Origin of the sequence: Algoriphagus aurantiacus (assembly GCF_035156405.1) — a bacterium.
In the GTDB taxonomy this organism is placed as follows: domain Bacteria; phylum Bacteroidota; class Bacteroidia; order Cytophagales; family Cyclobacteriaceae; genus Algoriphagus; species Algoriphagus aurantiacus.
The window spans coordinates 136911-161939 of the sequence record NZ_JAXRUT010000013.1; the positions used below are offsets into that span (position 1 = coordinate 136911).

At 38.0% G+C, this 25029-nt stretch carries 27 protein-coding genes and 1 tRNA gene; 13 read left to right on the forward strand and 15 right to left on the reverse strand.

Going from position 1 to position 25029, the window contains the following annotated elements; genetic code table 11:
* The first annotated feature begins 33 nt into the window (after nt 1-33).
* The 4 genes from SYJ56_RS14185 to SYJ56_RS14200 all read left to right on the forward strand — a co-directional run bounded on the left by SYJ56_RS14185 (nt 34) and on the right by SYJ56_RS14200 (nt 3443).
* The gene (locus SYJ56_RS14185; protein WP_416377802.1) at nt 34-1698 is read left to right on the forward strand and encodes a helix-hairpin-helix domain-containing protein; all 1665 of its coding nucleotides are present in this window, start codon (nt 34-36) and stop codon (nt 1696-1698) included.
* A 70-nt stretch (nt 1699-1768) separates the two neighbouring features.
* Entirely contained in the window at nt 1769-2056 is a 288-nt protein-coding gene (locus tag SYJ56_RS14190) for a hypothetical protein (RefSeq protein WP_323835153.1), read from the forward strand.
* A 137-nt stretch (nt 2057-2193) separates the two neighbouring features.
* A complete protein-coding gene (locus SYJ56_RS14195; protein ID WP_323835155.1) occupies nt 2194-2856 on the forward strand; it encodes a YiiX/YebB-like N1pC/P60 family cysteine hydrolase in 663 nt (220 codons plus the stop codon).
* A gap of 98 nt (nt 2857-2954) precedes the next feature.
* Nucleotides 2955-3443, forward strand: a complete 489-nt coding sequence (locus SYJ56_RS14200; RefSeq protein WP_323835156.1) for a hypothetical protein — start codon at nt 2955-2957, stop codon at nt 3441-3443.
* Nucleotides 3444-3526: 83 nt separating this feature from the next.
* Here SYJ56_RS14200 and SYJ56_RS14205 read toward each other — a convergent pair whose 3' ends face one another.
* The 6 genes from SYJ56_RS14205 to SYJ56_RS14230 all read right to left on the reverse strand — a co-directional run bounded on the left by SYJ56_RS14205 (nt 3527) and on the right by SYJ56_RS14230 (nt 9137).
* Nucleotides 3527-4180: a hypothetical protein gene (locus tag SYJ56_RS14205; RefSeq protein WP_323835157.1), complete on the reverse strand. Its 654-nt coding sequence runs from the start codon at nt 4178-4180 to the stop codon at nt 3527-3529.
* An 8-nt stretch (nt 4181-4188) separates the two neighbouring features.
* Nucleotides 4189-4680, reverse strand: coding sequence for an RNA polymerase sigma factor (locus SYJ56_RS14210; RefSeq protein WP_323835159.1), 492 nt, complete (start codon nt 4678-4680; stop codon nt 4189-4191).
* A gap of 151 nt (nt 4681-4831) precedes the next feature.
* On the reverse strand, nt 4832-7357 hold the full coding sequence (locus tag SYJ56_RS14215; RefSeq protein WP_323835161.1) for an ATP-dependent Clp protease ATP-binding subunit: 2526 nt from the start codon (nt 7355-7357) through the stop codon (nt 4832-4834).
* An 81-nt stretch (nt 7358-7438) separates the two neighbouring features.
* Complete coding sequence (locus SYJ56_RS14220) at nt 7439-8065, reverse strand: WbqC family protein (RefSeq protein ID WP_323835163.1); 627 nt, start codon at nt 8063-8065, stop codon at nt 7439-7441.
* Between the two features lies 1 nt (nt 8066).
* On the reverse strand, nt 8067-8696 hold the full coding sequence (locus SYJ56_RS14225) for an L-threonylcarbamoyladenylate synthase (RefSeq protein WP_323835165.1): 630 nt from the start codon (nt 8694-8696) through the stop codon (nt 8067-8069).
* Nucleotides 8697-8699: 3 nt separating this feature from the next.
* Nucleotides 8700-9137, reverse strand: a complete 438-nt coding sequence (locus SYJ56_RS14230) for a (deoxy)nucleoside triphosphate pyrophosphohydrolase (protein WP_323835168.1) — start codon at nt 9135-9137, stop codon at nt 8700-8702.
* Between the two features lie 237 nt (nt 9138-9374).
* Between SYJ56_RS14230 and mltG the strand changes: the two genes are divergently transcribed.
* The 6 genes from mltG (at nt 9375) to rhuM (ending at nt 14802) form a co-directional block, all read left to right on the forward strand.
* The gene (mltG, locus tag SYJ56_RS14235; protein ID WP_323835170.1) at nt 9375-10418 is read left to right on the forward strand and encodes an endolytic transglycosylase MltG; all 1044 of its coding nucleotides are present in this window, start codon (nt 9375-9377) and stop codon (nt 10416-10418) included.
* 2 nt (nt 10419-10420) lie between these two features.
* Nucleotides 10421-10837, forward strand: a complete 417-nt coding sequence (locus tag SYJ56_RS14240) for an acyl-CoA thioesterase (protein WP_323835172.1) — start codon at nt 10421-10423, stop codon at nt 10835-10837.
* A 4-nt stretch (nt 10838-10841) separates the two neighbouring features.
* Nucleotides 10842-11825, forward strand: a complete 984-nt coding sequence (locus SYJ56_RS14245; protein WP_323835203.1) for a YihY/virulence factor BrkB family protein — start codon at nt 10842-10844, stop codon at nt 11823-11825.
* Between the two features lie 270 nt (nt 11826-12095).
* A tRNA-Ser gene (locus SYJ56_RS14250) sits at nt 12096-12180 on the forward strand.
* Nucleotides 12181-12546: 366 nt separating this feature from the next.
* A complete protein-coding gene (locus SYJ56_RS14255) occupies nt 12547-13761 on the forward strand; it encodes a site-specific integrase (protein WP_323835174.1) in 1215 nt (404 codons plus the stop codon).
* A gap of 69 nt (nt 13762-13830) precedes the next feature.
* Nucleotides 13831-14802 (forward strand): RhuM family protein, encoded by a 972-nt coding sequence (gene rhuM, locus SYJ56_RS14260; protein ID WP_323835176.1) that lies wholly within the window; start codon nt 13831-13833, stop codon nt 14800-14802.
* Nucleotides 14803-15170: 368 nt separating this feature from the next.
* Here the strand turns inward: rhuM and SYJ56_RS14265 are convergent, their stop codons facing one another.
* A complete protein-coding gene (locus SYJ56_RS14265; protein WP_323835178.1) occupies nt 15171-15422 on the reverse strand; it encodes a hypothetical protein in 252 nt (83 codons plus the stop codon).
* A 155-nt stretch (nt 15423-15577) separates the two neighbouring features.
* Nucleotides 15578-15844, reverse strand: a complete 267-nt coding sequence (locus SYJ56_RS14270) for a hypothetical protein (protein ID WP_323835180.1) — start codon at nt 15842-15844, stop codon at nt 15578-15580.
* 134 nt (nt 15845-15978) lie between these two features.
* On the opposite strand from SYJ56_RS14270, the gene SYJ56_RS14275 reads away from it, so the two are divergent.
* Nucleotides 15979-16149, forward strand: a complete 171-nt coding sequence (locus SYJ56_RS14275) for a hypothetical protein (protein ID WP_323835182.1) — start codon at nt 15979-15981, stop codon at nt 16147-16149.
* A 1243-nt stretch (nt 16150-17392) separates the two neighbouring features.
* Here SYJ56_RS14275 and mobC read toward each other — a convergent pair.
* From mobC to SYJ56_RS14290, 3 genes are read right to left on the reverse strand one after another with little or no spacing between them, the layout of a single operon-like run.
* Nucleotides 17393-19381 (reverse strand): conjugal transfer protein MobC, encoded by a 1989-nt coding sequence (gene mobC, locus SYJ56_RS14280; RefSeq protein WP_323835184.1) that lies wholly within the window; start codon nt 19379-19381, stop codon nt 17393-17395.
* 19 nt (nt 19382-19400) lie between these two features.
* Entirely contained in the window at nt 19401-20687 is a 1287-nt protein-coding gene (locus SYJ56_RS14285) for a relaxase/mobilization nuclease domain-containing protein (RefSeq protein WP_323835186.1), read from the reverse strand.
* Complete coding sequence (locus tag SYJ56_RS14290; protein WP_323835188.1) at nt 20672-21058, reverse strand: plasmid mobilization protein; 387 nt, start codon at nt 21056-21058, stop codon at nt 20672-20674. Before SYJ56_RS14290 ends, SYJ56_RS14285 begins: the two co-directional genes overlap by 16 nt.
* A gap of 320 nt (nt 21059-21378) precedes the next feature.
* On the opposite strand from SYJ56_RS14290, the gene SYJ56_RS14295 reads away from it, so the two are divergent.
* Nucleotides 21379-21660 carry a hypothetical protein gene (locus SYJ56_RS14295; RefSeq protein WP_323835190.1) on the forward strand — a complete coding sequence of 94 codons (282 nt, stop codon included), beginning with the start codon at nt 21379-21381 and terminating at the stop codon, nt 21658-21660.
* Nucleotides 21661-21685: 25 nt separating this feature from the next.
* Nucleotides 21686-21958: a hypothetical protein gene (locus SYJ56_RS14300; protein WP_323835191.1), complete on the forward strand. Its 273-nt coding sequence runs from the start codon at nt 21686-21688 to the stop codon at nt 21956-21958.
* Here the strand turns inward: SYJ56_RS14300 and SYJ56_RS14305 are convergent.
* The 4 genes from SYJ56_RS14305 to SYJ56_RS14320 all read right to left on the reverse strand — a co-directional run bounded on the left by SYJ56_RS14305 (nt 21932) and on the right by SYJ56_RS14320 (nt 24980).
* The gene (locus SYJ56_RS14305) at nt 21932-22345 is read right to left on the reverse strand and encodes a DUF1573 domain-containing protein (RefSeq protein WP_323835193.1); all 414 of its coding nucleotides are present in this window, start codon (nt 22343-22345) and stop codon (nt 21932-21934) included. The genes SYJ56_RS14300 and SYJ56_RS14305 overlap by 27 nt on opposite strands.
* On the reverse strand, nt 22335-23510 hold the full coding sequence (locus SYJ56_RS14310; protein ID WP_323835195.1) for a 6-bladed beta-propeller: 1176 nt from the start codon (nt 23508-23510) through the stop codon (nt 22335-22337). The genes SYJ56_RS14305 and SYJ56_RS14310 overlap by 11 nt, the downstream gene beginning before the upstream one ends.
* 289 nt (nt 23511-23799) lie before the next feature.
* Entirely contained in the window at nt 23800-24033 is a 234-nt protein-coding gene (locus tag SYJ56_RS14315; RefSeq protein WP_323835197.1) for a hypothetical protein, read from the reverse strand.
* A gap of 503 nt (nt 24034-24536) precedes the next feature.
* Nucleotides 24537-24980 carry a hypothetical protein gene (locus tag SYJ56_RS14320; RefSeq protein ID WP_323835199.1) on the reverse strand — a complete coding sequence of 148 codons (444 nt, stop codon included), beginning with the start codon at nt 24978-24980 and terminating at the stop codon, nt 24537-24539.
* Nucleotides 24981-25029 lie beyond the last annotated feature (49 nt).

Here is a 25029-nt window from a genome sequence, read left to right on the forward strand (position 1 = left end):
CTTCTGAAAAAAATAAAACTCAGCATTCAGCTGATGGAACTTCACGACGAAAACCCTTTCAAAATCCGAAGCTACCAAAGTGCGCTCATTTCTTTGGAACGTGGAGATCAGGACATCATGATGTTGAGTGCTACAGAACTTGCAACGATTCAAGGAGTAGGGAGAAGTATGTTGGAAGCAATCCAGCAGCTGAAAGAAACAGATACTTTCCCACTACTTGAGGAGTTATTGGCAAAAACTCCTGAAGGAATTCTGGAAGTTCTGCAAATCAAAGGCTTGGGACCAAAGAAGGTCAAAATACTCTGGGAAGAACTTGGCATTACCTCTACGCATGAGTTGATGGAAGCCTGTCAATCAGGAAAAGTAGCCCAAATCAAAGGCTTCGGAGAAAAAACCCAGACCACTATCATCCAAAATCTGGAATTCACAGCTTCTAACTCTGGTAAATGGCTTTACGCCGAAATTGTCAAATTGATGGGTCAACTGGAAGAAACATTTCAGGAATTGGCTCCAGAGGCAGATTTGGCAATTGTGGGTGATTTTGCGCGAAAGCTGGAAATCATCACCGAAGCTGAATTTCTATTTGCATCAGATGAACTGCCTGCTATAAAATCCACAATCAAAGCAATGGACTCCATTGAGTGGATTTTGCTCGAATCCGGTCCCAGAACGCTTAGAGGGAAATTGAAAGGAATAGACCTTCGAGTGAGCATTCACTTTTGCTCTAAAGAGGATTTCCTCTGGAAGAAGCTCTCGCTAATAGCTTCACCGCTTCACTTGGAAACCCTAGTGGATGAGAAGGAAAGCGTAGCTCAAAAGCTTCAGAAAAAGAATTATTCAAGCGAAATTGAGTTTTTTAGTATCAATAGCCTTCAATATATCCCTGCTGAAATGCGTGAGGGATTTGGAGAAGTAGCCCTAGCTAAAGGGAACAAAATCCCTGAACTGCTGACCGAAAAAGATCTCAAAGGTATCCTTCATAATCACTCCACCTATAGTGATGGTAAGCATAGCCTGAGGCAAATGGCTGAGTATTGTAGAGAATTGGGATATGAATACTTAGGGATCTCGGATCATAGCAAAACAGCTTTTTATGCCGGAGGATTGGAAGTGGAAAAAATCCTAAAACAACATCAGGAAATTGATGCACTCAATAAAGAAATGGCTCCTTTCCGGATTTTCAAAGGAATAGAAAGCGACATACTTTCTGACGGAAAACTGGATTACGAGGACGATGTGTTGGCAAGTTTTGATTTCATCGTTTCTTCTGTTCACTCTATTCTGAATATGGATATCCAGCGAGCGACAACTAGGTTAATAACTGCTATTGAAAATCCTTATACCACTATTTTGGGTCATCCTACAGGAAGATTGCTTCTTCGCCGACAGGGCTACCCGATAGATCATAAGGCGATCATAGACGCCTGTGCAACAAATAATGTGGTCATCGAAATCAATGCCAATCCGTGGAGACTCGATCTGGATTGGAGATGGGTACGGTACGCAATAGATCAAGGCGTGATGCTTTCTATCAATCCCGATGCCCACGAAATGGATGGCTATGCAGATATGAAATATGGTGTTCTTGTGGGTAGAAAAGGCGGACTTACCAAAGAAATGACGTTGAATGCGATGACTTTAAATGAAATAGGCAACTATTTCGATTCAAGGTTGGAGCAATTGAAAGTTAAAAAGTGAAAGCATGTCTGAGGTAATGTCAGTAGTGGGAAGTCTTGTATCTTGCGCCTAAATTATTGAATCAGAAAAAATGAAATGGACTGACCATTCAGACAAGACACTACTTCAGCGTTCTTTTTTATTCGGAATCACTGGCATTGTGATGTGTATACTTGCTCTTTTAAATAGCTATTTCCAAGTGTTGGATGCTCCAATGGGACCGTTGAACGGCGTTGGATTAGCTCTTCAATTAGTCGGTTTGAGCTTAGCTGTATTGGTGATCCGAAAGCGAAAGCTGGCCCCCGAGATCAAAGAGAAGGCACAAAAAATGATTTTGGTTTTAGGGGTAGGTCTGTTGTTTTTTATCCTTTCGATATAGTCCTCATGAAATCGAGCATGACTCAAGCGTCACACACTGGGATGATTATCTGTAATGCGAGATTCTTCCGAATCAATCCCGATAACTATCGGGACGGGACAGGCTATGTGAACTACTAAAAACCAAATTATAAACACATGAAAGCGAGACCAATCTTATCTGTAGCTTTTTTGGCCTATTTCCTGGTTTTTCAGGTAGCCTGTCATCATCAGACTGATTTCGTTTGGCAGGAAGGGGATATTCTCTTCCAAGATGGAGATTGTGGTGATTTCTGTGATGCTATCCGTGCAGTGACTTCAGGATATGAGGGAAGAGATTTTTCACACAATGGATTTCTGATTCAGGAAAATAACGAATGGTATGTATTGGAGGCAATCTCCAAAGGCGTATCAAAGACTCCCATCGATAGTTTTCTCAACCGTCACTTGGACGACAACCAAAAGCCAAAAGTTGCGGTGGGCAGACTGAAACCTGAATTCCGGCATCTGCTACCTACCGCTCTGCTGGAAGCAGAAAAGCTACTTGGTCAACCGTATGATTCAGGTTTTGATTTATCCAATGATTCTTATTATTGTTCAGAACTCATCCATTTATCGCTTCAAAAGGCAAACCTTGGACAACCTGTATTCCAAATCCAGCCAATGACTTTTAAAGATCCTCAATCAAAGGGTTTTTTTCCGGTTTGGGAAGTATATTTCGAGAAATTGGGAATGGAAATCCCTGAAGGCAAGCCTGGCCTGAATCCAGGAGGGATGTCGTTGGATCCAGCTCTTGTGATGATCTATGATTTTCAGAAATAATTGACCGACAACAGCCTATGAATTCAGATCAGTTTGCTCCACCTCATCCATTCGTTTAACAAATATTTTCACTTTTTACATTTAGACCAAAACACATCATGTACAAAGCTCTAATTATCTTTCTAGTAAGCGTGGCCTCGTTAGGCCAATTAAAGGCGCAGGAAACATCCAAGGCTTCCCAACAGGAATTTAAAATTGTCACAGTGGTAGAGTCTATCGTTCCGATGGGAATTGGTAGATCCCGGATTATCGACTCGCAAACCAAGGTAGATGCTTCCGGATTTGCCACAGCAAGAACAGATGGCACTACAAGTGACCAAAAAGAAATCAGTCGGAAGGACATTAAAATTGATGAGCTGGAAGAAACCAAATTGCTAAACTTCTTTTCTGCGACCGGGATCAACTTTCAAAACATCGCCTCCAATGACGCTATGATCTCATCAAAGATCAATAGCATGATCAGCGAGGGCTGGAACCTTACTTACGTCACCTCCGGTGTAGAAAGCAATGCGGGGGTAGATGATGGTCAAGGGATTTTTATCACCCGTCTATTTTTCTCACGAGATTTGACTGGAGTACAAAACTAGCATCCCTAAAAATGCCGGTCACTTTGGCCGGCATTTTTAGAATTTTCTTTTTATAGTCTTTATGAGCCATCCCTCATAAAGAGCTAATCATTGATTTCTCCGTATTCGTTGATCTGAACAAGCATTTCTTGTGCCTTCATGATAGGAGTCCATTCATAGCTGCCAAAGAGAAATTTGAACCAGCGCTTGTCCCTATTTTCATAGCTAATATTAATAAACAACCAGATAGAAAGTCCAGCAAATATTAATGTAACCAAGCTTTGGATTAACCAGAACATAGTACCCCCCGATCCAATCAATGCAGAATTAAGAAAAAATGTAGTCCAAAATGGCAGCTGTAGCATAAGAATACGTGTGACCCACAGCGTAGAAGTCACCATTCCAGCAATCTTTTTCTGAGTGCTCATCACTGGAGCATTAATGTTGACTACGGAAATTAGGATTAACTGATAGGCATAGATCCCAACAGCAACTTTATTTACCAAAGAAATAAATCCTATTGAGAACAGAAAGAATAGGTTGCCCACTTGAAGAGAATTAATTAACAAAACATCCATAAATAAAACCCAAAGGACACCTACCAAAACCGTAAAGATTTTGATCGGAAGCATAGAAGTCAATTCACTTTTTATCTTCATCTTGGTAATATCTGAGGCGTTTTTTCGATTGAAGACCAGTTGTTCTTGGAGTCTTGTATCGTAAGACTTCCAGAGTTGTTGTAGTTCGATATCTTCCATGATTATGCTTATTGTGCTGTGAATTTCTTTTTCAAGTGTAGTTTGATACGAGAAAGTTTGGTTGACACATTACTTTCCGAGAGCCCTAATACTTCTCCAATCTCAGGATATAAATAGCCTTCGAGGTAAAGAAGAATTAACGCCCGATCTATTTCCTTAAGCTCTTTGATCAAGGATTGTAACAGATCCCGATTGTCATTCGCTTCACTTTTATCCTCTTCTAAATAAATCGCAGTTTCGGATAATGGCGTAATAACCAGCCTGCGCTTGCTAGCCTTCCTGTAAGCCGAAATAGCTACATTCAAGGCAATTCTATACATCCATGTACTCAGCTTGTAATCCGGTTTGAAACTTGGAAATGCTTTCCAGAGCTGTAGAATAATTTCCTGGATTAGATCCTCCCGGTCATCCATATCCTTACAATAGGAATTGGCCACTTTATATATGATCCCTTTATTGGATTCTATACTGGAAAGGAAATATTCTTTTTCTCTAGACAAAGATTAGCAGGTTGCTTTTAAAACTCTTTGATACTATAAATCGCAGATCTTCCAAAAAAATCACAGTCTTGAAAATAAACTTATAAAAAAAGCAATAAAAAAGCCCCGAACTCATCGCTCAGGGCTTTCAATCTATTTTAAATGCTAACTGTTAATCAGCTTTTTCTTTCTTTTTCACAGCAATGGTAAGCTCTGTGCCTTCACCAAGATAATCAGCAGTGATTATGTCACCTTCCGAAAGGTCTCCTTTAAGGATTTCCTCAGCAATTGCATCTTCCAGATATTTCTGAATAGCCCTGTTTAACGGTCGCGCACCATATTGCTGATCGTAACCTTTTTCAGCTAGGAATTCCTTGGCTTTTTCTGTCAGTTCTATCTTGTACCCTAAGTCAGTGATTCTTGAAAACAACTTGCCTAAACTGATATCAATAATCTTAAAGATATGTTCTTTGGTTAGAGAGTTGAAGACAACCACATCATCCAATCTATTCAAGAATTCTGGGCTGAACGCCTTTTTCAACGCAGACTGAATAGTCGACTTCATCACTTCATCCATATTGTCAGCCTTTGTTTGGCTAGCAAAACCAATTCCTGCTCCGAAATCTTTCAAGTCACGCACTCCTATATTCGAAGTCATGATGATGATGGTGTTTCTGAAATCGACTTTTCTACCCAAACCATCAGTCAAGATACCGTCATCCAACACTTGAAGTAGAATATTAAACACATCTGGGTGAGCTTTCTCTATCTCATCAAGCAAGACTACAGAATATGGTTTTCTTCTGACTTTTTCGGTCAGCTGTCCGCCTTCTTCATATCCCACATAACCTGGAGGCGCTCCTACCAATCTCGATACGGAGAATTTCTCCATATATTCCGACATATCAATTCTGATTAAGGAATCGTCTTTATCGAATAGATAAGTCGCCAACATCTTGGCTAATTCAGTCTTACCTACACCCGTTGGGCCTAGGAAAATAAAAGAACCTATTGGCTTTTTAGGATCTTTTAATCCCACTCTAGTTCTCTGAATAGCTTTGGTTAATTTCTTGATAGCTTCATCCTGACCGATTACCTTACCTGATAAATCAACACTCATATTCAAAAGCTTAGCGCCTTCTTTCTGAGCGATTCTCTTTGCAGGTATACCAGTCATCATCGCGATCACTTCAGCTACATTGTCTTCCTCAACAGTAAATCGTTTAGACTTACTTTCTTCTTCCCATCTATTTTTAGCTGTTTCCAATTGCTCAAGCAATTTCTTCTCCTTATCTCTAAGCTGAGCAGCTTCTTCATATTTCTGAGATTTCACCACGCGGTTTTTCTCAGTTTTGATATCTTCTACTTCAGCTTCTAGCTTTAGAATATCTTCCGGAACATGGATATTATTGATATGGACTCTAGCTCCTGCTTCATCCAAAATATCTATAGCCTTATCTGGTAAGAATCTATCAGAAATATATCGATCAGAAAGTTTCACACAGGCAATTATAGCCTCGTCTGTATAATTGACATTATGGTGATCTTCGTACTTGTCTTTGATATTATTCAGGATCTGTATAGTTTCCTCTGGAGTAGTAGCATCTACCATCACCATCTGGAATCTACGAGCCAAAGCTCCATCCTTCTCAATATATTGACGGTACTCATCCAACGTGGTAGCTCCGATACATTGGATTTCTCCACGTGCCAATGCTGGTTTGAACATATTGGACGCATCCAAAGAACCGGAAGCACCACCTGCTCCTACTATGGTATGAAGCTCATCGATGAAAAGAATGACATTCGGAGATTTCTCCAGCTCGTTCATAACGGCTTTCATTCTTTCCTCAAACTGTCCTCTATATTTCGTACCCGCTACCAAAGAAGCCAGATCTAAAGTCACTACTCGCTTGTTGAAAAGTACACGGGATACTTTTTTCTGAATAATTCTTAGTGCTAAACCTTCGGCAATAGCTGTCTTACCTACACCAGGTTCACCGATCAAAATCGGATTGTTTTTCTTTCTTCTGGAAAGAATCTGAGCAACGCGTTCGATTTCTTTCTCACGACCAATAATAGGATCAAGCTTATCATCCTCGGCCATTTTGGTCAGATCCCGTCCGAAATTATCCAAAACGGGAGTTCTTGACTTCTCTGCTCCAGGCTTAGATGCACCAGAACCACTTCCAGTAGAACCGAAAAGCTTAGATCCATCATCATCTCCGTCTTCCGCCTCAGCTTTAGATCGAGGAGGAGTATCGGATGACATTTCCAGCATTTCTTTTACCGAATCGTAATTGATTTCAAATTTATTAAGTATTTGAGTAGCTATATTGTCTTCATCTCTCAAAATTGATAGGAGCAAATGCTCAGTACCAATCAATTGACTTTTAAATATTTTTGCCTCCAAATAAGTAATTTTCAACACCTTCTCTGACTGTCTAGTCAGAGGGATATTTGCCATATTCTTTACGTTGTGATTTGCGGTACCTTTTACAGCGCGTTCTATTGCATTACGCAATTCGTCCATCGGCACTCCCAATTTCTTAAGAATGGAAACAGCAACACCTTCCCCTTCACGAATCATCCCCAGCAAGAGGTGCTCTGTGCCAATGTAATCATGTCCCAGGCGAAGGGCTTCTTCGCGGCTAAGAGAGATCACCTCTTTAACTCTGTTCGAAAATTTTGCTTCCATTGAATTCCTATCTGATAGTTTAATAATCCTGTACGTATGTTACCGAATTTGTTTTAAAAACACAATCCTTTTGCAGATTGTTCATTGTTTTTTTACAGACTTTAAGACTATGCTTTTAGATGCAGGTCCTTCGCAAAACAACAAATCCAGAATACTCAGGTTAGGATCAAAGTCTAAGCCAAAAAGTTGGAAATAATGTTCTGGCTGATAGTATTCACGCCCCAGAAATGATACTGATGGCATTAATTGCCCTCTTATATCCTCAGTCCACGTTTGATCTTGCCCTTCACCCTGTACCCGCATCTTGGCAGGCAACCCTAATAACTTGAGACAGATTGTCAGCATTTGCCAATTTAAGTCCCAGAGGCATTCCAAATTCTCCTGGAAAACTTTTTCAAAATACGGAAAATAATATTCATAAAACGGTGCCTTTCCATAAGCACTCTGAATACCTCTCAAATGAATTTTCACCCAATTTTGAGTAGTATCAATCTTGATCTGCTTCTGTGAAATTCTAGGTCTACGCCCTTGAATCGGCACACTAAGCGTTCCTACCTTATTAGCTAAGCGTATTTGAGCACGATTGAAGTAGGATTGTCGTTGATAGATTTCATCCGGGAAAAAGACCAACTCATCTGCATCCACGATAGCTGCAAAAAACTCAAGATTTGGAAAATAGTGCAGATCAACTGCAATGCTCTTCATCATTCTATTCTAAATCTTCCAGTTTCCCCAAGCCTTCTCTAAGAACTTCCACCTCATCTCCTGTACAGTCTAGTACCGTGGAAGCGATATTTTGTCCATATCCACCATCAATAACTATATCTACTAGATGCTGATATTTTTCGAAAATCAATTCCGGATCAGTACTGTATTCTATTACTTCGTCTTCATCATTGATCGAAGTAGTGAGAATAGGGTGCCCCAATTCTTCCACCAGCATACGCGGCACATTATGATCGGGCACTCTGATTCCGAGCGTTTTCTTTTTACTGTGCAATATCTTAGGCACATGATTGCTCGCTTCCAATATGAATGTAAATGGTCCAGGGAATCCTTTTTTCATCATCTTGAAAACCGGCTTGCTGATCACCTTGGTGAAATGAGAAATATTGCTCAGATCAGCACATATGATAGAGAAATTATGCTTTTTAGGATTAATACCCTTGATTTTGCAAATACGCTCAACCGCACGCAAATTCATTATATCGCAACCCATCCCGTAGACGGTATCTGTGGGATAAATCACTACACCTCCATCACGAAGCGTGGCAGCAATCTGCCTGATCTTATCTGGATCAGGATTTTCCTCATATAATCGAATCAATTCAGCAGGCATATCTTAAATTTCTGTATTATAATCAACTAGTTGTTTCTGAATATTGTTCCAATTGTCAAAAAGGTCATTAACTATAGGTATATCAGCAGGTGCCCAATTAAGAGAATTTAATTCATCCCTACTAAGCCATTTTACTTCTTGATGTTCTAGCAAATTAATTTCTCCGCTTTCCCATCTACAAATAAATGGCATCAACTGTATCACTTTTCCTTTTGAATAAGAATGCTTATTTAGTCTTAATGAGCTGATTACTCTGATAGAAATCGCTAATTCCTCTTTGATCTCACGAATTAGACAAGCTTCCGGACTTTCATCTTCTTCAATTTTTCCACCAGGAAACTCCCACAACCCAGGGAGAGGCATTGTCTCAGATCTTTGAGCACACAGCACTTTATTGTCTAATATGATTAGCGCACATGTGACAGAGACTACTTTGGTCATATTTATTGGATGGAGAGTTGAATAGCATGGGAGATAACTCCTAGATTGATTTGAAGACCAAGATAGCAACTTCATCAAAAGTACAATTCCTCAGGTTACCGCAAGGAGAAAACCTTCCCTGTAAAACTCTAGCTATAATTGATGGAATGACAGTCCTAGTGTCTTAGGCATTGAATATTGGTATTAACATATCAGTTTGCGATTCTCTTGTCTCTTTTCCCTATTTTTGGCACCAGTATGCTAAGCGAAAAAAGAAAATACGTCTATCTCGTCCTAGTCATTGCTTTTTCAGTAATGGCTATCTCCCTAAGTTTCTACTTCTACCAGATTTTTTTCAGCCCGAATGTGCTGATAGAATCCGACCGGAATTACATGTTGAAAATTGGGAGCAATGACACTTTCAAAACAGTTTCCAGCAAGTTATATGACGATCATGTGGTTAATGACTTGGTGAGTTTTGGCTTTCTAGCCAAAGTAATGGACTATCAAGAAAACGTAAAACCGGGACTTTACACCATTGAGCCAAAAATGACTAATCTAGAATTAGTCAGATTACTTCGCTCAGGAAAGCAAACTCCCATTCGGGTCACATTTAACAATGTGAGGACAAAGGAAGATCTGGCTGAAAAAATCACCTCCAATATGGAGATTTCTAAAGATCAATTTCTAGAGCTGATTCAAGACTCAGTCTATATCCGAAAGTTTGATTTTGATGAAGAAACGATCATGAGCATGTTCATCCCCAATACTTACGAATTTTGGTGGAATACTAGCGCAGAAGCTCTCTTTGACAGAATGCATCGAGAATACCAAAGCTTCTGGACTGATGAGCGAAAGCAGAAAGCAAGCTTACTTGGCTTAAACCCAAAAGAAGTTAGCACCTTGGCAAGTATAGTGCAGGCAGAGAGTCAAAAAGCTGATGAGCGCCCGAAAATCGCAGGAGTTTATCTTAACCGTTTGCGGTTAAATATGCCACTTCAAGCTGACCCAACATTGGTTTTTGCCTTGGGCGATTTTGAATTAAAACGAGTGCTGAACGTCCACAAAGAAACCGATAGCCCATACAACACTTATATGTACGCAGGGCTTCCTCCAGGCCCAATTAACCTTCCAGACATCAACTCATTGGATGCCGTGTTGAATGCAGAAGATCATGAGTATCTATACTTCTGTGCCAAGGAAGATTTCTCGGGCTATCATGCATTTGCCACCAATTTGGCTCAGCACAATGCTAATGCTAGAAGGTATCAGGCGGCGCTTAATGCTGCGAAGATTTATTAAGCATGTTCAGAGCAGAAACCCAAATCAGAGTTCGATACGCTGAAACTGACCAGATGAGTTATGTCTATTACGGCAACTACGCGATGTACTTCGAAGTAGCCAGAGTGGAAGCCATGCGAAGTATTGGGTTTTCGTACAAGGAAATGGAAGATGAGGGCGTGATGATGCCGGTACTGGAAAGTCATTTCCGCTATTTAAAGCCTGGTAAATACGATGAATTGCTCACCATCAAAACTGTGATCCCTAACATTCCAGGCGTCCGGATTCGATTTGAATACGAGGTCTTTAACGCACAAGAGGAATTGATTACAGAAGGCTGGACTGTTCTAACCTTTCTCAAAAAAGACAGCCATCGTCCGACCAGACCTCCACATAATTTATTAGCTTTATTGAAAGCGTATTTTCAAGAAGTAGGATAAAGTGATCAAAACAAAAATCCTTAGGTTAGAAGTCAGGTTACTTTGGCAAGCTAGAAGGCTTAAGAAAATCCATTTCGGAGATCCCGACAAAAATCTCTACGATCTTGGGAGGATTTTTTTAATTCAGCTGCAGAAGGACGATATCCTAGAGCGTGCTGGATCCATGGCATTTAGCTACACCCTAGCTCTTTTCCCAATGATCCTTTTTTTGCTGAATCTTATTCCTTATCTGCAGGACATCTTTCCTTATATCACCACTCAAAAAATCCTGACTTTCATACAAGAAATCCTTCCGGAGGAGATTTATACCCAATCCAAAGGAACCATTATGGATATTGTATCCAGGCCAAGGCAAAGCTTGCTCTCACTCGGTTTTTTCTTCTCCTTGTTTGCTTCGACGCAGGGAGTGGTCTCCATGATGAATTCATTTAACTCCGTTTATCAGACCAAGGATAACAGGGGCTTTTTTCAAAGTAGAGGAATAGCAGTCAGTATTGTATTTACACTGGCTTTGACAGTGATAACTGCAAGTTTGGTTATGATCCTAGGAGAAATAGTCATCCGCCGACTTGATGAGATGCAAGTTTTCAATTCAGGCTTTATGATTTTCTTATTCACCAGTCTGAAATTCCTCATTCTACTTTTCATGTTCTATATCACTACAGCCTTCATTTTCAGGTTTGCACCGGCAGTCCATGACAAGTGGAAGTTCTTTTCGGCAGGTGCAAAACTAGCTGGACTACTTACCACTTTAGGTTTTTATGGCTTCACTTTTTACCTAAATAATTTCGCTAGCTATAATAGACTGTATGGCTCCATCGGGACATTGATTGCTTTGATGCTTTGGCTTCTTATCACCTCTATCATCATCCTTGTGTGTTTTGAAGTGAATGTGAGTTTGGATTTGGTGGAGGAGAACAAAAAACGAAAAAGAAATACAGATGTTGAGGATTTGTTAGAAAAAGAGAGAAAAATTCTAGCCAAATAAGGCTGGTCTTTCTGTTTAGTCCAAACTATAACTAAGTTGATATTTCAATTTAAACAAGCAAATAACCATTCTTCTGAATCGTTTTGGAAGAGAAAGATAATCTCTAAATAGCTGAAAGAACCGCTCAACACGGATAGAAATCCTACTCATTCAAAAATTAATCCCTAAGCAATCAGAATGTTAGGAGAAAAAGGCAAGATCTGTTTTGCAAAAGTTTACTTTTATCCTACTTTTGCAAACCTAATCAGGAACAAAACCTGATAACGACCTAGAGGAATGGCAGAGCGGTCGAATGCGGCGGTCTTGAAAACCGTTGTACCGTGAGGTACCGGGGGTTCGAATCCCTCTTCCTCTGCTGAGTACCTTGTTGAAAAAGGCAGCAAGCTTCTTGAAAAAAGACTTAAAAAGTCACTTTAAGAAAGGATAAAAGTAAAACACTGATAATCAGCATATTAAAAATCAGTTTTTCACTTCATTCAACTCAACAGATTCAAAAAAAGCCTGTAAAGAAATTCTTTACAGGCTTTTTTTATGGTCAAAAACCCATAAAATCTTCACAATTGCCTGTAATTCCAGTGCGTCATTCGTGTAGTCCTCTACCTGAAAAAAAAAGACGCACTGGGAGTGTTATATTAATTTGATTATCAACATGTTCAATAAGTGAACATCTTGTGATTTAGAGCTTGTATTCCGAATTTTATTCAACCTAACTAATCAAATCATGTTAGAAAAAAGCTTCGGATTGCTCTTCTTTTTGAAACAGTCCAAAAAATCCACAAAAAAAGAGAGGTATGTATACCTCAGAATTACCGTCGATGGGATTTCTAAAGAAATTTCTACCAAGAGACTTTGGAACCCTTCAAGATGGAATGCTTCAGCCGGAAGAGCCGAAGGAAACAAAGAGGACAGCAGGACATTAAACGCATTTCTGGATACTCTTTCCTACAAAGCGCTACAGGCAAAAAAACAACTGATTGAATCGGACAGAGAAGTCACCTCAGAAGCTTTAAAGAATGTCCTTCTTGGAGTCGGTGAAAAGAAAAAGATGATACTGGAGATTTTCAGGGAGCACAATGAACAGGTCGAAGCGTTGTTGGGAAAAGAATTTGCTCCCGGTACCCTGCAGCGATACAGAACCTCATTGGATCATACCCGCTCATTTATCCAATGGAAATATGGATCAGATGACATGGACATCCAACTTCTGGATTATGAATTTATTTCAGGATATTCTTTTTGGCTAAGGTCAGTACAGAACTGCAGTCACAATACCACAGTGAAATACCTTTCCAATTTTAAAAAAATTGTACTGATCTGTATAAAAAACGGATGGTTGATCAGAAATCCCTTTGTTCAGTTCAAGATGGTCAAAAAAGAAGTCAATCGGGACTTTTTATCATGGATTGAAATCCAAAAGATATCTGAAAAACAATTCGCAACTGAACGGCTAAACCATGTCAGGGATATTTTTCTATTCAGTTGCTATACTGGCCTTGCTTACATTGATGTGAAAAACCTTAGAAAAAATCAAATAGCAACAGGTATTGACGGAGAGCAATGGATCTATACTCAGAGGCAAAAAACGGATTCTCCTACCCGTTTGCCCTTATTGCCAAAAGCATTACAGTTAATCGAAAAGTACCAAAACCATCCACAATGCCAGGATGGCACCCATTTGCTTCCTGTATTGAGTAACCAAAAGATGAATTCCTATCTGAAAGAAATCGCGGATGTATGTGGGATCAACAAACCGCTCACTTTTCATATTGCACGGCACACATTTGCGACAACCATTACCTTGGCCAATGGAGTCCCAATTGAAACCGTATCCAAAATGCTTGGACACAAATCACTGAAGCAGACGCAGCATTATGCCAAAATCCTAGACACCAAAATAAGCCACGATATGGGTATGTTAAGAGAGAAACTAAAATAAAACGAGAATGACTTCTTTTTTAATGAAGAGCCTGAAACTCATAAATGAAACTTAAATTGAACTGTAACAATGGAAAGTAAAATCGAAATATACCAAGAAGCAAATGGCCAGACTCAAATTGAGGTAAGATTTGAGCAAGAAACCGTATGGCTATCTCAAGTTCAGATGGCAACTCTATTCAATCAAACTAAACAAAACATCAGTTTACACATCAATAACTGTTATAAGGAAGGTGAGTTGGAACCAGAGGCAACTGTCAAGGAATCCTTGACAGTTCAAAATGAAGGTAAAAGAAAAATCGAGCGTAAAATAAAACAATACAATCTGGACGTCATTATTTCTGTTGGCTATCGGGTCAAATCACAACATGGTACTAGATTCCGTCAATGGGCAACCCAAAGGCTCAAAGATTTCCTTGTTCAAGGCTATGCTATCAATGAGACGAGACTATCTCAGAAACAACAAGAAGTACAGACTCTTAAAGACGGAATTCGAATCCTAAGCCGTGCTATTGAACGAAAGGCACTGGATCAAAATTTGGACTGGCTCAATCAATTTGCAAAAGGGCTTGAGTTGCTTGATGATTATGATCATGAGAATTTAGACAAAAAAGGGTTAAATAAAAGGCCTGCACACTATCCAGAGATAGCAGAATACAAAGAAGTTATCCAGACAATGAGGTCGGATTTTGAATCCAGTGTATTTGGTAAGGAAAAAGACGGCAGTTTTGAAAGTGCAATTGTGCAGATTAGTAAAGGTTTTGGTGACGAGGATTTCTATCCGACCCTTGAAGAAAAAGCCGCTACGCTTCTATATCTAATTGTCAAAAATCACGGGTTCGTCGATGGCAACAAACGGATAGCCGCAGCTTGCTTCCTTCTCTTTTTGCAGTCAAATGATCTATTGCATAATGGTGAGGGCCGCTCAATCATCAGCAATGATGCACTGGCCAGTCTGACCTTGTTTATTGCTTCCAGCAAACCGGATGAGATGGACACTGTTAAGAAATTGGTGATAAGTGTTTTGAATAGGAACTACTAAATCCTCAAAATTATACTACTATGGAGGGGTAGGCTCAGTCTGCCCCTTCTTTTTGAATAGAAAACTTCAAGCACCGATGCGCTATTGGCCTATAAAGGAGAAGAAGTTTCAAAAAACGGTCATTTTCTAGGTTAGGAGACATTGATCTTTGACATGAGTATCTGAGACAAATTTTGAGCTATTTTTTGCCCAAGATTGAAATTTAATACTGTCCCAAAAAAGGTCGATTATTGTGACAATACTGAAAACAAAATTATATAAAAAGTGGATATTTCTAGTGATCACCTCCTTTTAAACATGAACAAAAAAATCACATTCACATTCATCAAAAGCAAAACTCCTTGTTTAAAAAATACCCCCCCTTACCGCTACTCCTTTAAACCTACTAGATGGTTATCAAGCTTCCATACTAGATAAAATCCCAAGAGTTTCTCATCTATATAAAATTCGTGAATGAAAATCATATTTGTGTGAAAATCGTCAAATCTATCAACTTCATAAAAATCAAACCATTCTCGTTCATACCCCATTCTTGACCATTTGTTCCAATTTTCAAATCTAGAATCTGATAATACCGGGATACCCTTTTTATGAAACCATGGCTTTTCTCTTTCTCCCATCTTATGGCTAAAGTTTCTGGAATAATTAAATTCAATTGTTTCTTAAAACCACCAAAATACAAATGCAAAATCGAATTCTGTCCACTAAAACATTAGCAATAATAAATTTGATGTGCTCTAATTAATTAAAAGCAAAGCATCCCAGGTTCATCACCTTAGATAAAATCCAAAATATTTCTTGAAAACTTCAGCCCATATTCCTGAAGGATTTTGATGTGCTCACTCATCTCCTCAAAAGAACCTGATTCTAAATGCATCATAGATTTTTTCAGATGCAGCTTGATTTCATTCAATCTATCCAGACGTTTTGCGGAAGTTTTTTGATTCTCAAAATGCGCTAACTTTCCTGTTATACTGGTGAGCAGCTTGTTTAATTCTTTGGTTTGCCTTCCGCGTAATTTATCTTCATTATCGACACTCATATGGTAAGGTAAAAATGATTCTCAAGATCGAAAAAAAATATTTTAAATACAATTCTATACACTTAAATAGTTAATGTTCTGTATACTACAATTGTCAACTAACAATATGTTTTGCAGATACTTAATAAAAAACCATGAAAGCCTTTAATTTTTTGGCATTTTTAGCCGTATTGGCCTTTTGTCTTCAATCTTGTAATGATCTGGATCACGATATTCCTGAATTTAATGAACTTTTACTCTCATGTCAGACATCTGATCCAATTAATGAGCTACAGTGGCTAACCACTCTCGCAGAAAAATACTAAAAGGAAAATTTGATGTATCGAATTAGAGTGGTAGAATTTGAAAATAAAAGATATTTCCTAATTAAGACAGTGTCAATTCCTGCCCAATGTGTACCATATTTAATTGTCAAGGAAATATTGCTCTTGACACCACTCTCAATGGTATTCATTATAATGAGTTTATAGAAAACATTAGGACAATTAAAGTTCTTGAATCTAAAAATTGGCCATGAAAAACTTTTACGCTCTTTTATTTTCATCACACTAATTTTCAGTCACCTTTAAGGACAAAAAATTTAAGTTGAAAAAGCTACTTTGGCTCCAACTAGTTCATATTTGCAGTAAAATCAAACATAAACACAAATGGATGCTTTTGATGAAAGCTGTTGATGACAGAGATATGCCCAACTGCTGTGATAATTGTAAATGTAAGTAATGCCTATAATTGTCGGCTATGCTTGGAACATGTATCCTTCAAATGGAACGCAAGAAGGGCTTCAAGAAGCCGGATCAAGTGGTGGCGCCTGCTAGTTATTACCAGTGCATTTTGCATCCCACATGACGCACACACAAATAGATAACGGAACAATTTCATACAGCATCTATCTATCATTTCAAGGCAAGCACCGAGGGCACACCAGATCAATGAGTATGGTGCTTCACACACCATATATATATATATATATATATATATATATATATATATATATATATATATATATATATATATATATATATATATATATATATATATATATATATATATATATATATATATATATATATATATATATATATATATATATATATATATATATATATATATATATATATATATATATATATATATATATATATATATATATATATATATANTATATCAGCAGGACGCTATAAAATTGTAACCATGAGTAATGGATGCACTGTTCCTTCAGCCCTAAGTCTATATATATATGATCCACCTAGGCATCAATGATGATTTATCCAGCCCCAACTGATGACGAATTACTATTCATCGCCGATTTAGAAGAAAAGCTTATATATGGAGGATATGACTCCTGAAGGAGAAGGTTTGTTTTTACCTGTTTTAGTTGAAGCCTTTAATGGAAATAATAACCCTATTTAATTATAATTCGAAACCTCCAAATTCAAAAAAACACATTATTTTGCCCGCTTTATTGCCCTCTTTTACATTTAATGATTTCAAAAATAGGCTCATAATGTAACTATGTTCCCACTACAAAAAGAATCGTTCTAATATCAATCACCCCTTCCTTATCACCAAATGAACCTGCGCAGGATCATTCAGAAGCCTATCCATTTCAGCCAGAATAATATCCCGCACATCCTGCTTGATCTGCAGGTAGTTTCGCTGAACGATTGTATTGTCAAGCTTTCGGATTTCAGGGATGGGTACATAGTTTTCCTGCTCTTTTTTGAGGGCATTTTGGTCGTTGATAATCTCCGCATGAAAAGCTTTCAGAGTCATTTTACAGTCCGGGTTATCGGCTACCATTCCGACAAATTCACCCGAGGAAAGAGAGGATATCGTAGAAGCAGGTACCGCTGATTCCAGTTGTTTTGATTTGTTTATTGAAGTGTCTGCACTGTTGATCGAAAGGCTCTGCCTGTCCTGCATAATCTTCCCTATCCTATCTGATAATTGCTTTGCCGAATCACCTGTCACCTGCCCCGAAACAATGTTACCAACAATACCCATGATCACATCGGCTAGCTCCCTTCCATAGTCTTTTCTTAACTGACTAAGATCCTGAAGTCCCAAAGTGGTTGCCACTTTATTACTCCTAGCCGTAGCTATCAGACTGTCCATTCCATTTAAATAGATCGTTGGAAACTCATCGAATATTAGGCTGCTTTTTAGCTTTCCCTTTTGGTTTACCAGCTTAACCAGACGGTTTACATACAGTGAAAGTACGGCTCCATAAATCTGTATTTTCTGGGGATTGTTTCCCATACAAACCAACTTTGGCTCTTTAGGATTATTGATATCCAGCGTAAAATCATTACCGGAAAGCACATAGTATAACTGTGCAGAAGACAGCCTTGCCATAGATATTTTGGCAGATGCTATCTGTCCTTCCAGCTGCTCCATCACATCGTTCAAGTAGGCATTTACAAAAGGATTGATCAGCACATCAATGTCCTTTTCGGTTTGCAATACGGTAAACAACTCATCGTATTCCGCTTGCATCAATTCAATGACATGAGGTAAAGTACAAAACTCACCATCGTTGTATTTTCGCAGAAACCAGATGATGGCAGTCAGAAAATTGATCGGTGATTCCACAAAAAAGCCTCCCTGCTTTTTGATCCATTCCCTGTTCAACCCCATCAAAATAGTCCGTGCCGACTCTGCTGCATCGGTAATATCCAACATGGTTTCAGGTGCCAATGGATTGCAGCGATGGCTCCGGGTGAGGTCATCAAAATTGATCACATAGAACTCGGGAACTACTTTATAACTAGCCTTATTTTTTAACCAGGTATTGTAGACAATAGCCGATAGATCATCGAATTTGAAGTCATACACAAACATGGAAAATCCCTTTTTGATATGCTGGGTTATCACGTGACGGATGACAAAATAGCTCTTCCCGGAACCCGGAGTTCCCAATACCATCAAGCCACGAAAGGGATTGATGATATTGATCCAGCTGTTTCGAATCTTACCTTTCAGATTATATTTTGCCGGTAGATTTACCGAGAATTCATTCTCAATCAGCCGTTCTTCCTGCGGAAAAGTCTCATTTTCTGTATTGAATACATCGCTGCTTAGTTTGGCATGGATAATTCTGGAAAGCTTTGTTCCTCCTGAAAGAATAAGCAAAAAACCCAATGAAGTTACCGTCATATAGGCAATTGAAATCCATTCTAAGCTAGCTTGAAACTGTAGTATAAAATAGCTCGCAAAGTAAATCCCGAACCCTAATCCGCCATATAAAAAAGCAGTCTTTGTGCCCAACTTCTCACTCTTTCTACCCTTTGTTCCCAGCAGGGGAATTCCTAGCATCGCCAATGCTATCAATTTCGAAGTATGGAAATCCAGAAACAGACCCGTCCTATAAATATTCCTCAGAACCCTGTCTGTCAGATCCGATCCCAGCCCCCAATCGTTGAAGGTAGCATAGCAGAAGAAATAAAAATGCAGCCCCAAAACCCCGATCCCCATCAACCGGGTCATATCCAAAATCTTGCGCAATCCCTGTTCGTTTTCGCCTGTCTGCATTCCCATCTTCCCTTGGTTTAAGTACTTATTTTGTTACTTTTTTCTTCCTCTTCCTCTTCTTTTTCCGCCACTCAAAAGGCAGGTAGCTATAGGTTTCTTCAGGCGAAACCACTGTTTCCAACAGACCCCTCGAATCGTTTAATGCATGTTGTGTTTGTCCGATCTCTCCTATCGTAATTTCTGGCTGACCTTCTTGCTTACCCCCCATTTGCCTGCCTGTCTTTGTCAGTGATTCCGGACTAAACCCACTCTTTTCTGATTGAATAGCTGTTCTATCCATCAACCCTTTTGCGCTATAATTTTTACCCAATGCACTTCCGTTAAAGACACATTTGGTCCGATGATCGACAAAGGTGATCCCATACAGTCTCCCCTCTTGGTTCTCTCTTTTTATGGTGACTATCCCCTGTTTTTCCAGACTTTTTATCACCTCATCGAGACTCTTTTCAGACATCTTTACCAACGTTAGATCAATCGCAGAACGGATGGATTTAATATGGTTCTTACGCTTCATTTCATTGGATTCGAATTTGGATTCAATGGAATTCAGTGTTGCTTTGAAATAAAAACTACTTGCTTTGATCGGCACCCCGACATTGTTTCCCTGCTCATCCATCACCCGATAAACCAATCCCCTTTTTTTGAAAATCCGTGACTCTTCTCTTCCCCTATCGGCAACTATCCTGTATTGGTTAAGAACTGCGTTCAGCTCAGGCAGAGAAGTGAATTTGTAACTCTTCAGCACATGCTGAAGCACATTTCCAATGGCCCGCTTGGTCTCTGATTTACCGTAATCTAATCTTGAAATCGAAACAGGTTTGGGAATAAAAAGTCCTTGCTTTTGTGACTCAGCTGGCACCAACCCAAACTCCTTTTCGATAGCTTTCCTGGTCGGTTCAGACTTAAGCCTACCGATGTTATGCAATGGAATTCGCTTCCCGTCCAGCGCAATATTGGTTGTCACAATATGTAGATGTGGGTGACCTGCATCGGTATGTCTATACACCAGATAGGGTTGATTTTCAAAGCCAATCCCCTTCATGTATTCCCTTGAAATGTGCTGCAGTTTCTTGGTTTCAAACTCTTCTCCAGGAGCAAAATTCAACGAAATATGCACTGCATTTACTCCGGTTCTGGGGTTCAAACTTGCCAGCTTAAGGAGGTATTTCAGCCGCAATTCAGCAGTCTGTTCTGCATTCTTTATAGGATAGTTCTGTGCAAAAAGTAACTCTGCAACACCCTGCTTTATCTTATTTTCATTGTAATGAAAAGGTCTTCTCAGCGAAGTGCTGGTCTTTATGATTGCAACCATTTCTCCGCCGTTTGATTGATAAAACGATTCACCGATTCCAGTGAAACCTCAATCTCCTGCTGCAAATTCTTTCTATGGGAAAGGTGAACTTCTACCTCATTTCCTGCAGATGAATTTATCTTTTTTACCAGTTGATTGTAGTTGGTGGCGATTCCATGCAGATCTCTTCTGAGGAATGTCAACTCAGCCAAAAGCTCCTGCATTCCGGTATCTTTATACCTGCCGATGACAGGCTTTTTCAGCAGTAATTTTCTTGCATAATCACTCAGGCTATCCTGAACTGTTTGTCCAAATGCAGTTTGGATTTGATCATATTCTTGATGTGTCAGCCTTACATGAAGCCATTTGCTTCTATTATTATCTTCCTTCATCACGGTTCATTTTCACAGTTCAAAAGCATTACAAATCCAAACCCCACGACTTCGGAGTTAGGGGTTTCAAGATCCGGTTGTGATACAACCGTACATCTTGCCGATTTCGGAGGACACAGGAAATCCCGTTAACTTATTGAAAGCTCATAAAGCTTTGGAAATACCTCTGATCCATTTCATAATCCCTGTCGTTCAGGTGATACAATAATAAAAAGTGCTTCTGACACTTGCCTATCCTGATCAATTTCTAAATAGGCCTATTCCAGTCGTTCAAAGTAATTTTAGCCTTGTAATATTTCTAATCTAAAACCATTGAAGCTATGGCTATCTCATCACTTGAAACCATTTACGACACTCTGCTTGCCGTTCCCGGAATGCATGACACAGTAAAAATCGATCTAAAAATCCCACGCAAAACCGTATTGCTGTTAACTGAAGTAATTACCAGAGGAATGGAACAAAAATCAGAATCCGGAAAAGCCGCAATTCAGATCTCCAAAGAGTCGGAAGAAGAACTGAATTCCATTATCTCCGATAGCTTGGAAAAAGCGGGACTTACCACCCTAAGCACCAAACTTAAAGGGTTAACAAGTCAAGTTTAAATTACACTTTAAAACAAATCAATGTATGATATGGGAACAAACGGATAAGCTAAACAGGGAGGAAAAAATTGATCCAGATGCTAATCCCCTAACCTCATTTGGGCGGGACGATGATTTTACAAATGAGCTGATCAAAGCTGTATGCAAAACAAACTATTCAGAATCGAGGTATTCTAAAGATAGTTTCAACCTACAAGAATACAGGAAAACAGCTCAAGGAACAGGTAAGGTGGTAACAAACACAAGGTTACCTACTACTAAAAAAATCATTCTATTCGACAATGCCAGAAAAACTTAGGAAAACAGGTGAATTTTCAAAATTACCATAAACTCGAATGTCTTGATAAAAAAAACCCTTTTGATTTTTATCGTAAATAATTTCAACTGAAGTTGAATCACCAGGTTCTGTTGGCATAAAACTAACAACACCTTGAGTACAATGACAAGAAGTTTCAATCCTATCAATTACTAAAGGATGATGACCTGTATTAATAAAAGTAAAATTAGCATTTGCGACATCAGTGGCCGCCACGGTACCAATTTTAATCTCATCATTTACTACAAATATCTCAGTTCTATTTATATTCTTATTATTAAAATAACCATACAAATTATTTTTATATTTAACTAAAATAGAAACTATCAATAATATAATTGGTATATAGATTATAGCTTTATTTTTCATAAGAATCGACTAAATCAAATTCAATTAAAATCGGATTGTCTTCGGGTTCTAAATATTTAAGATCATTTAAATCACCCAGGTTAATGGATTGATCAATTTTTATACTTTTTAAGCTTTCATTATAGGACCATGAATAGAATAAAGAATTCATCCTAGAGAAAGAAGGTACTACACCTGGCCGAAAGAAGAGCGATGAAAACCAGCTTCCCTGAATCCCCGATTTAAGGTTATCATGATTAAATAATTGACCTGATTTAAGTCTAACAGCAGTACTTACAAATTTTTTATTGCTTTTATCAAAATTGTAAGAGAAAAAACCTTTATCATCCTTTTCATTTATTGAAAAATCTCTTAAAATATTCTTTTGTTCTTTGAAATCAATTTTCAAATACCCAACATGGTCAAATATTTTCTCTTTTGGCAACCCATTTTCCAAATTAACTATATAAAATAATGAATCAGGAGCATCCAAGCTCCCAATCTTGTATATTTCGGAAGATAAGGGATAGGAATATAAACCATTTTTCAGAAAACCAGAGTAAGCGAAAGGAAAGTATTCTCCCTCTTTAGGGAATTTCATTTTTTTACCAACGACCTTTCCAGATTTAGGGTCTAACACTTGTATATTAAACTCATCATCTCTTTTATGATTCATATCCATATAGAACGCAATTTTCCCATCGTCAATTAAATTAATATAAGAAGCGAAAATATTAGTCGAAATTAACTTTTCAAAGTTTAACAATTCATCAAACACATAAATTGATCTATTACTCCTTGAATAGATATAAATCAACTTATTATTAGTATCAACAGTAAAATCAGTTACTTCAATATATTGCCCAGGACCTTCACCTTTAGAGCCAACTGTTGAAATAAAACTCCCCTGAGAATCAAAACAAACTAAAACTTTCTTGTTTTTCTCTAATATTAAAATATAATCAATCCATCTTTCAACTTTTTTAATATCAGTTATAAAGAATTTACTCTCATCATTCAATTTTGTCACAGTTTTAATTTTTATCAAATCAGAAAGTTCGACTTTATCCCCGATTTCACTTACTGAATCAAAATCCAATTCAATGGTTTCATTTTCATATATCATCAAATTTTCAGACGGAGATGAACACGAAAAAACAAAAATCAAGAATAATGTTTTTCTCATAATACAAAATAATTAAAAGTATTTTAGCTTCTAAAGAAGAATTAAATTTTTAAGGAAAACTCACAATTTTAAAAATAATTTAAAACTAATAAGGATTAATTTCATGTAACTAAAAGGCAGCAAGTCTAGTGTCATAAAATTAATATCAAGACACGAAAATCTCTAAGGAATAAAACTTATTTAAAACTATGCATACTCCATTAACTGAATTATAATTTCATAAATAATGATAATTCGTCTTAAGAAAGATAAATTCGAGGTTGATATACACTCAACCTCGAATTTTGCATTAAGCAGGATCTACAAACCTGCTACAGTCATTGTCATTACAGTTGGAAGTACCCGGTGTACAATCATTTGATGGACCTAGAACTTCACCAGTAGCTTCAATAACACATTCAGTTGGGACATAATCCATACCTGGTTCTGTGGCTTCAGAATTTTCTATAGTTAGAAAATTTAAAGCAGCAATTAGCGTAATTACCAATGAGGCAAATAACATTGATTTCCTATTTTTTTCCATAATTGTTATTGGTTATGTTGTGAAAAATAATTTGATAGGTGATTTTAGTAAATAAAAATTACAAACACAAACAACTCTCAATCAATCACTTATATCAAACTAAATAATTGTATTATTTCCAGCGCAGATAACAGAACAATCTACTGAATTCTTCGTCTCCCCCCCCCTAATAATCATCTAATTTATTCGTTAATAATATAAAATCCAGTAGANGTATTATTTCCAGCGCAGATAACAGAACAATCTACTGAATTCTTCGTCTCCCCCCCCCTAATAATCATCTAATTTATTCGTTAATAATATAAAATCCAGTAGAATCTACTTATTTCAAACTATTTTTCACTTCTTTAAAAAATACAACTAGTATTTTAAGAAAATGTAAAGTTTATCTACTGCTCATTTAGACAACCTCCTGATTTCTAATTGATCAAATGCTCATCTTACAGGTAAGGCACAACCTTTAAATTGTAAAATAATTTATTATCGCTTCCCAATTCCATTAATTAATGTAATCTAGAATAGCTTGAAAAAGTCAACCTTACTATAATACCATAATAGCATAAAGACAGCTCAGACTCTTTTGGATTTCTCAACTTCTTTGTGCCAAAGCCCTTTTCCGCCGGAACAAGGAAGTGGGCTGTGGTTTCTGCTTTACATTCCGTATTATTTTTCACAGCATTTTTATTTCTTGATAAAACAATCTCTCTCACATACATCCACCAAAATGCTAAGAGGAATATACCTCCCAGTATAATGGGAATGCTTAACAAATTGGCAATCCTTTCAATAGCAGTAACAATAAGTGCTTTAGAATAGCTGGAATAATGTTGTAGTCCTCCTGGCCCTCTTCGCTTGAAACGACGATTCCCAACCCAATACCGAATTGCAAATCCGGAAAGTACCAACACAACACCCAAAATAGAAACAACTAAATCCTGTGACGTCATATGATCTGATTTTCTTGTTTATTGATAGCCCATATCCGTATCGTCCATC

Bases quoted from the DNA above. Each gene is read 5' to 3' on its own strand.
- SYJ56_RS14185 (WP_416377802.1), top strand. From the start codon at position 34: ATGGAACTTCACGACGAAAACCCTTTCAAAATCCGAAGCTACCAAAGT.
- SYJ56_RS14190 (WP_323835153.1), top strand. From the start codon at position 1,769: ATGAAATGGACTGACCATTCAGACAAGACACTACTTCAGCGTTCTTTT.
- SYJ56_RS14195 (WP_323835155.1), top strand. From the start codon at position 2,194: ATGAAAGCGAGACCAATCTTATCTGTAGCTTTTTTGGCCTATTTCCTG.
- SYJ56_RS14200 (WP_323835156.1), top strand. From the start codon at position 2,955: ATGTACAAAGCTCTAATTATCTTTCTAGTAAGCGTGGCCTCGTTAGGC.
- SYJ56_RS14205 (WP_323835157.1), bottom strand. From the start codon at position 4,180: ATGGAAGATATCGAACTACAACAACTCTGGAAGTCTTACGATACAAGA.
- SYJ56_RS14215 (WP_323835161.1), bottom strand. From the start codon at position 7,357: ATGGAAGCAAAATTTTCGAACAGAGTTAAAGAGGTGATCTCTCTTAGC.
- SYJ56_RS14220 (WP_323835163.1), bottom strand. From the start codon at position 8,065: ATGATGAAGAGCATTGCAGTTGATCTGCACTATTTTCCAAATCTTGAG.
- SYJ56_RS14225 (WP_323835165.1), bottom strand. From the start codon at position 8,696: ATGCCTGCTGAATTGATTCGATTATATGAGGAAAATCCTGATCCAGAT.
- SYJ56_RS14230 (WP_323835168.1), bottom strand. From the start codon at position 9,137: ATGACCAAAGTAGTCTCTGTCACATGTGCGCTAATCATATTAGACAAT.
- mltG (WP_323835170.1), top strand. From the start codon at position 9,375: ATGCTAAGCGAAAAAAGAAAATACGTCTATCTCGTCCTAGTCATTGCT.
- SYJ56_RS14240 (WP_323835172.1), top strand. From the start codon at position 10,421: ATGTTCAGAGCAGAAACCCAAATCAGAGTTCGATACGCTGAAACTGAC.
- SYJ56_RS14255 (WP_323835174.1), top strand. From the start codon at position 12,547: ATGTTAGAAAAAAGCTTCGGATTGCTCTTCTTTTTGAAACAGTCCAAA.
- rhuM (WP_323835176.1), top strand. From the start codon at position 13,831: ATGGAAAGTAAAATCGAAATATACCAAGAAGCAAATGGCCAGACTCAA.
- SYJ56_RS14265 (WP_323835178.1), bottom strand. From the start codon at position 15,422: ATGGGAGAAAGAGAAAAGCCATGGTTTCATAAAAAGGGTATCCCGGTA.
- SYJ56_RS14270 (WP_323835180.1), bottom strand. From the start codon at position 15,844: ATGAGTGTCGATAATGAAGATAAATTACGCGGAAGGCAAACCAAAGAA.
- SYJ56_RS14275 (WP_323835182.1), top strand. From the start codon at position 15,979: ATGAAAGCCTTTAATTTTTTGGCATTTTTAGCCGTATTGGCCTTTTGT.
- mobC (WP_323835184.1), bottom strand. From the start codon at position 19,381: ATGGGAATGCAGACAGGCGAAAACGAACAGGGATTGCGCAAGATTTTG.
- SYJ56_RS14285 (WP_323835186.1), bottom strand. From the start codon at position 20,687: ATGGTTGCAATCATAAAGACCAGCACTTCGCTGAGAAGACCTTTTCAT.
- SYJ56_RS14290 (WP_323835188.1), bottom strand. From the start codon at position 21,058: ATGAAGGAAGATAATAATAGAAGCAAATGGCTTCATGTAAGGCTGACA.
- SYJ56_RS14295 (WP_323835190.1), top strand. From the start codon at position 21,379: ATGGCTATCTCATCACTTGAAACCATTTACGACACTCTGCTTGCCGTT.
- SYJ56_RS14300 (WP_323835191.1), top strand. From the start codon at position 21,686: ATGATATGGGAACAAACGGATAAGCTAAACAGGGAGGAAAAAATTGAT.
- SYJ56_RS14305 (WP_323835193.1), bottom strand. From the start codon at position 22,345: ATGAAAAATAAAGCTATAATCTATATACCAATTATATTATTGATAGTT.
- SYJ56_RS14310 (WP_323835195.1), bottom strand. From the start codon at position 23,510: ATGAGAAAAACATTATTCTTGATTTTTGTTTTTTCGTGTTCATCTCCG.
- SYJ56_RS14315 (WP_323835197.1), bottom strand. From the start codon at position 24,033: ATGGAAAAAAATAGGAAATCAATGTTATTTGCCTCATTGGTAATTACG.
- SYJ56_RS14320 (WP_323835199.1), bottom strand. From the start codon at position 24,980: ATGACGTCACAGGATTTAGTTGTTTCTATTTTGGGTGTTGTGTTGGTA.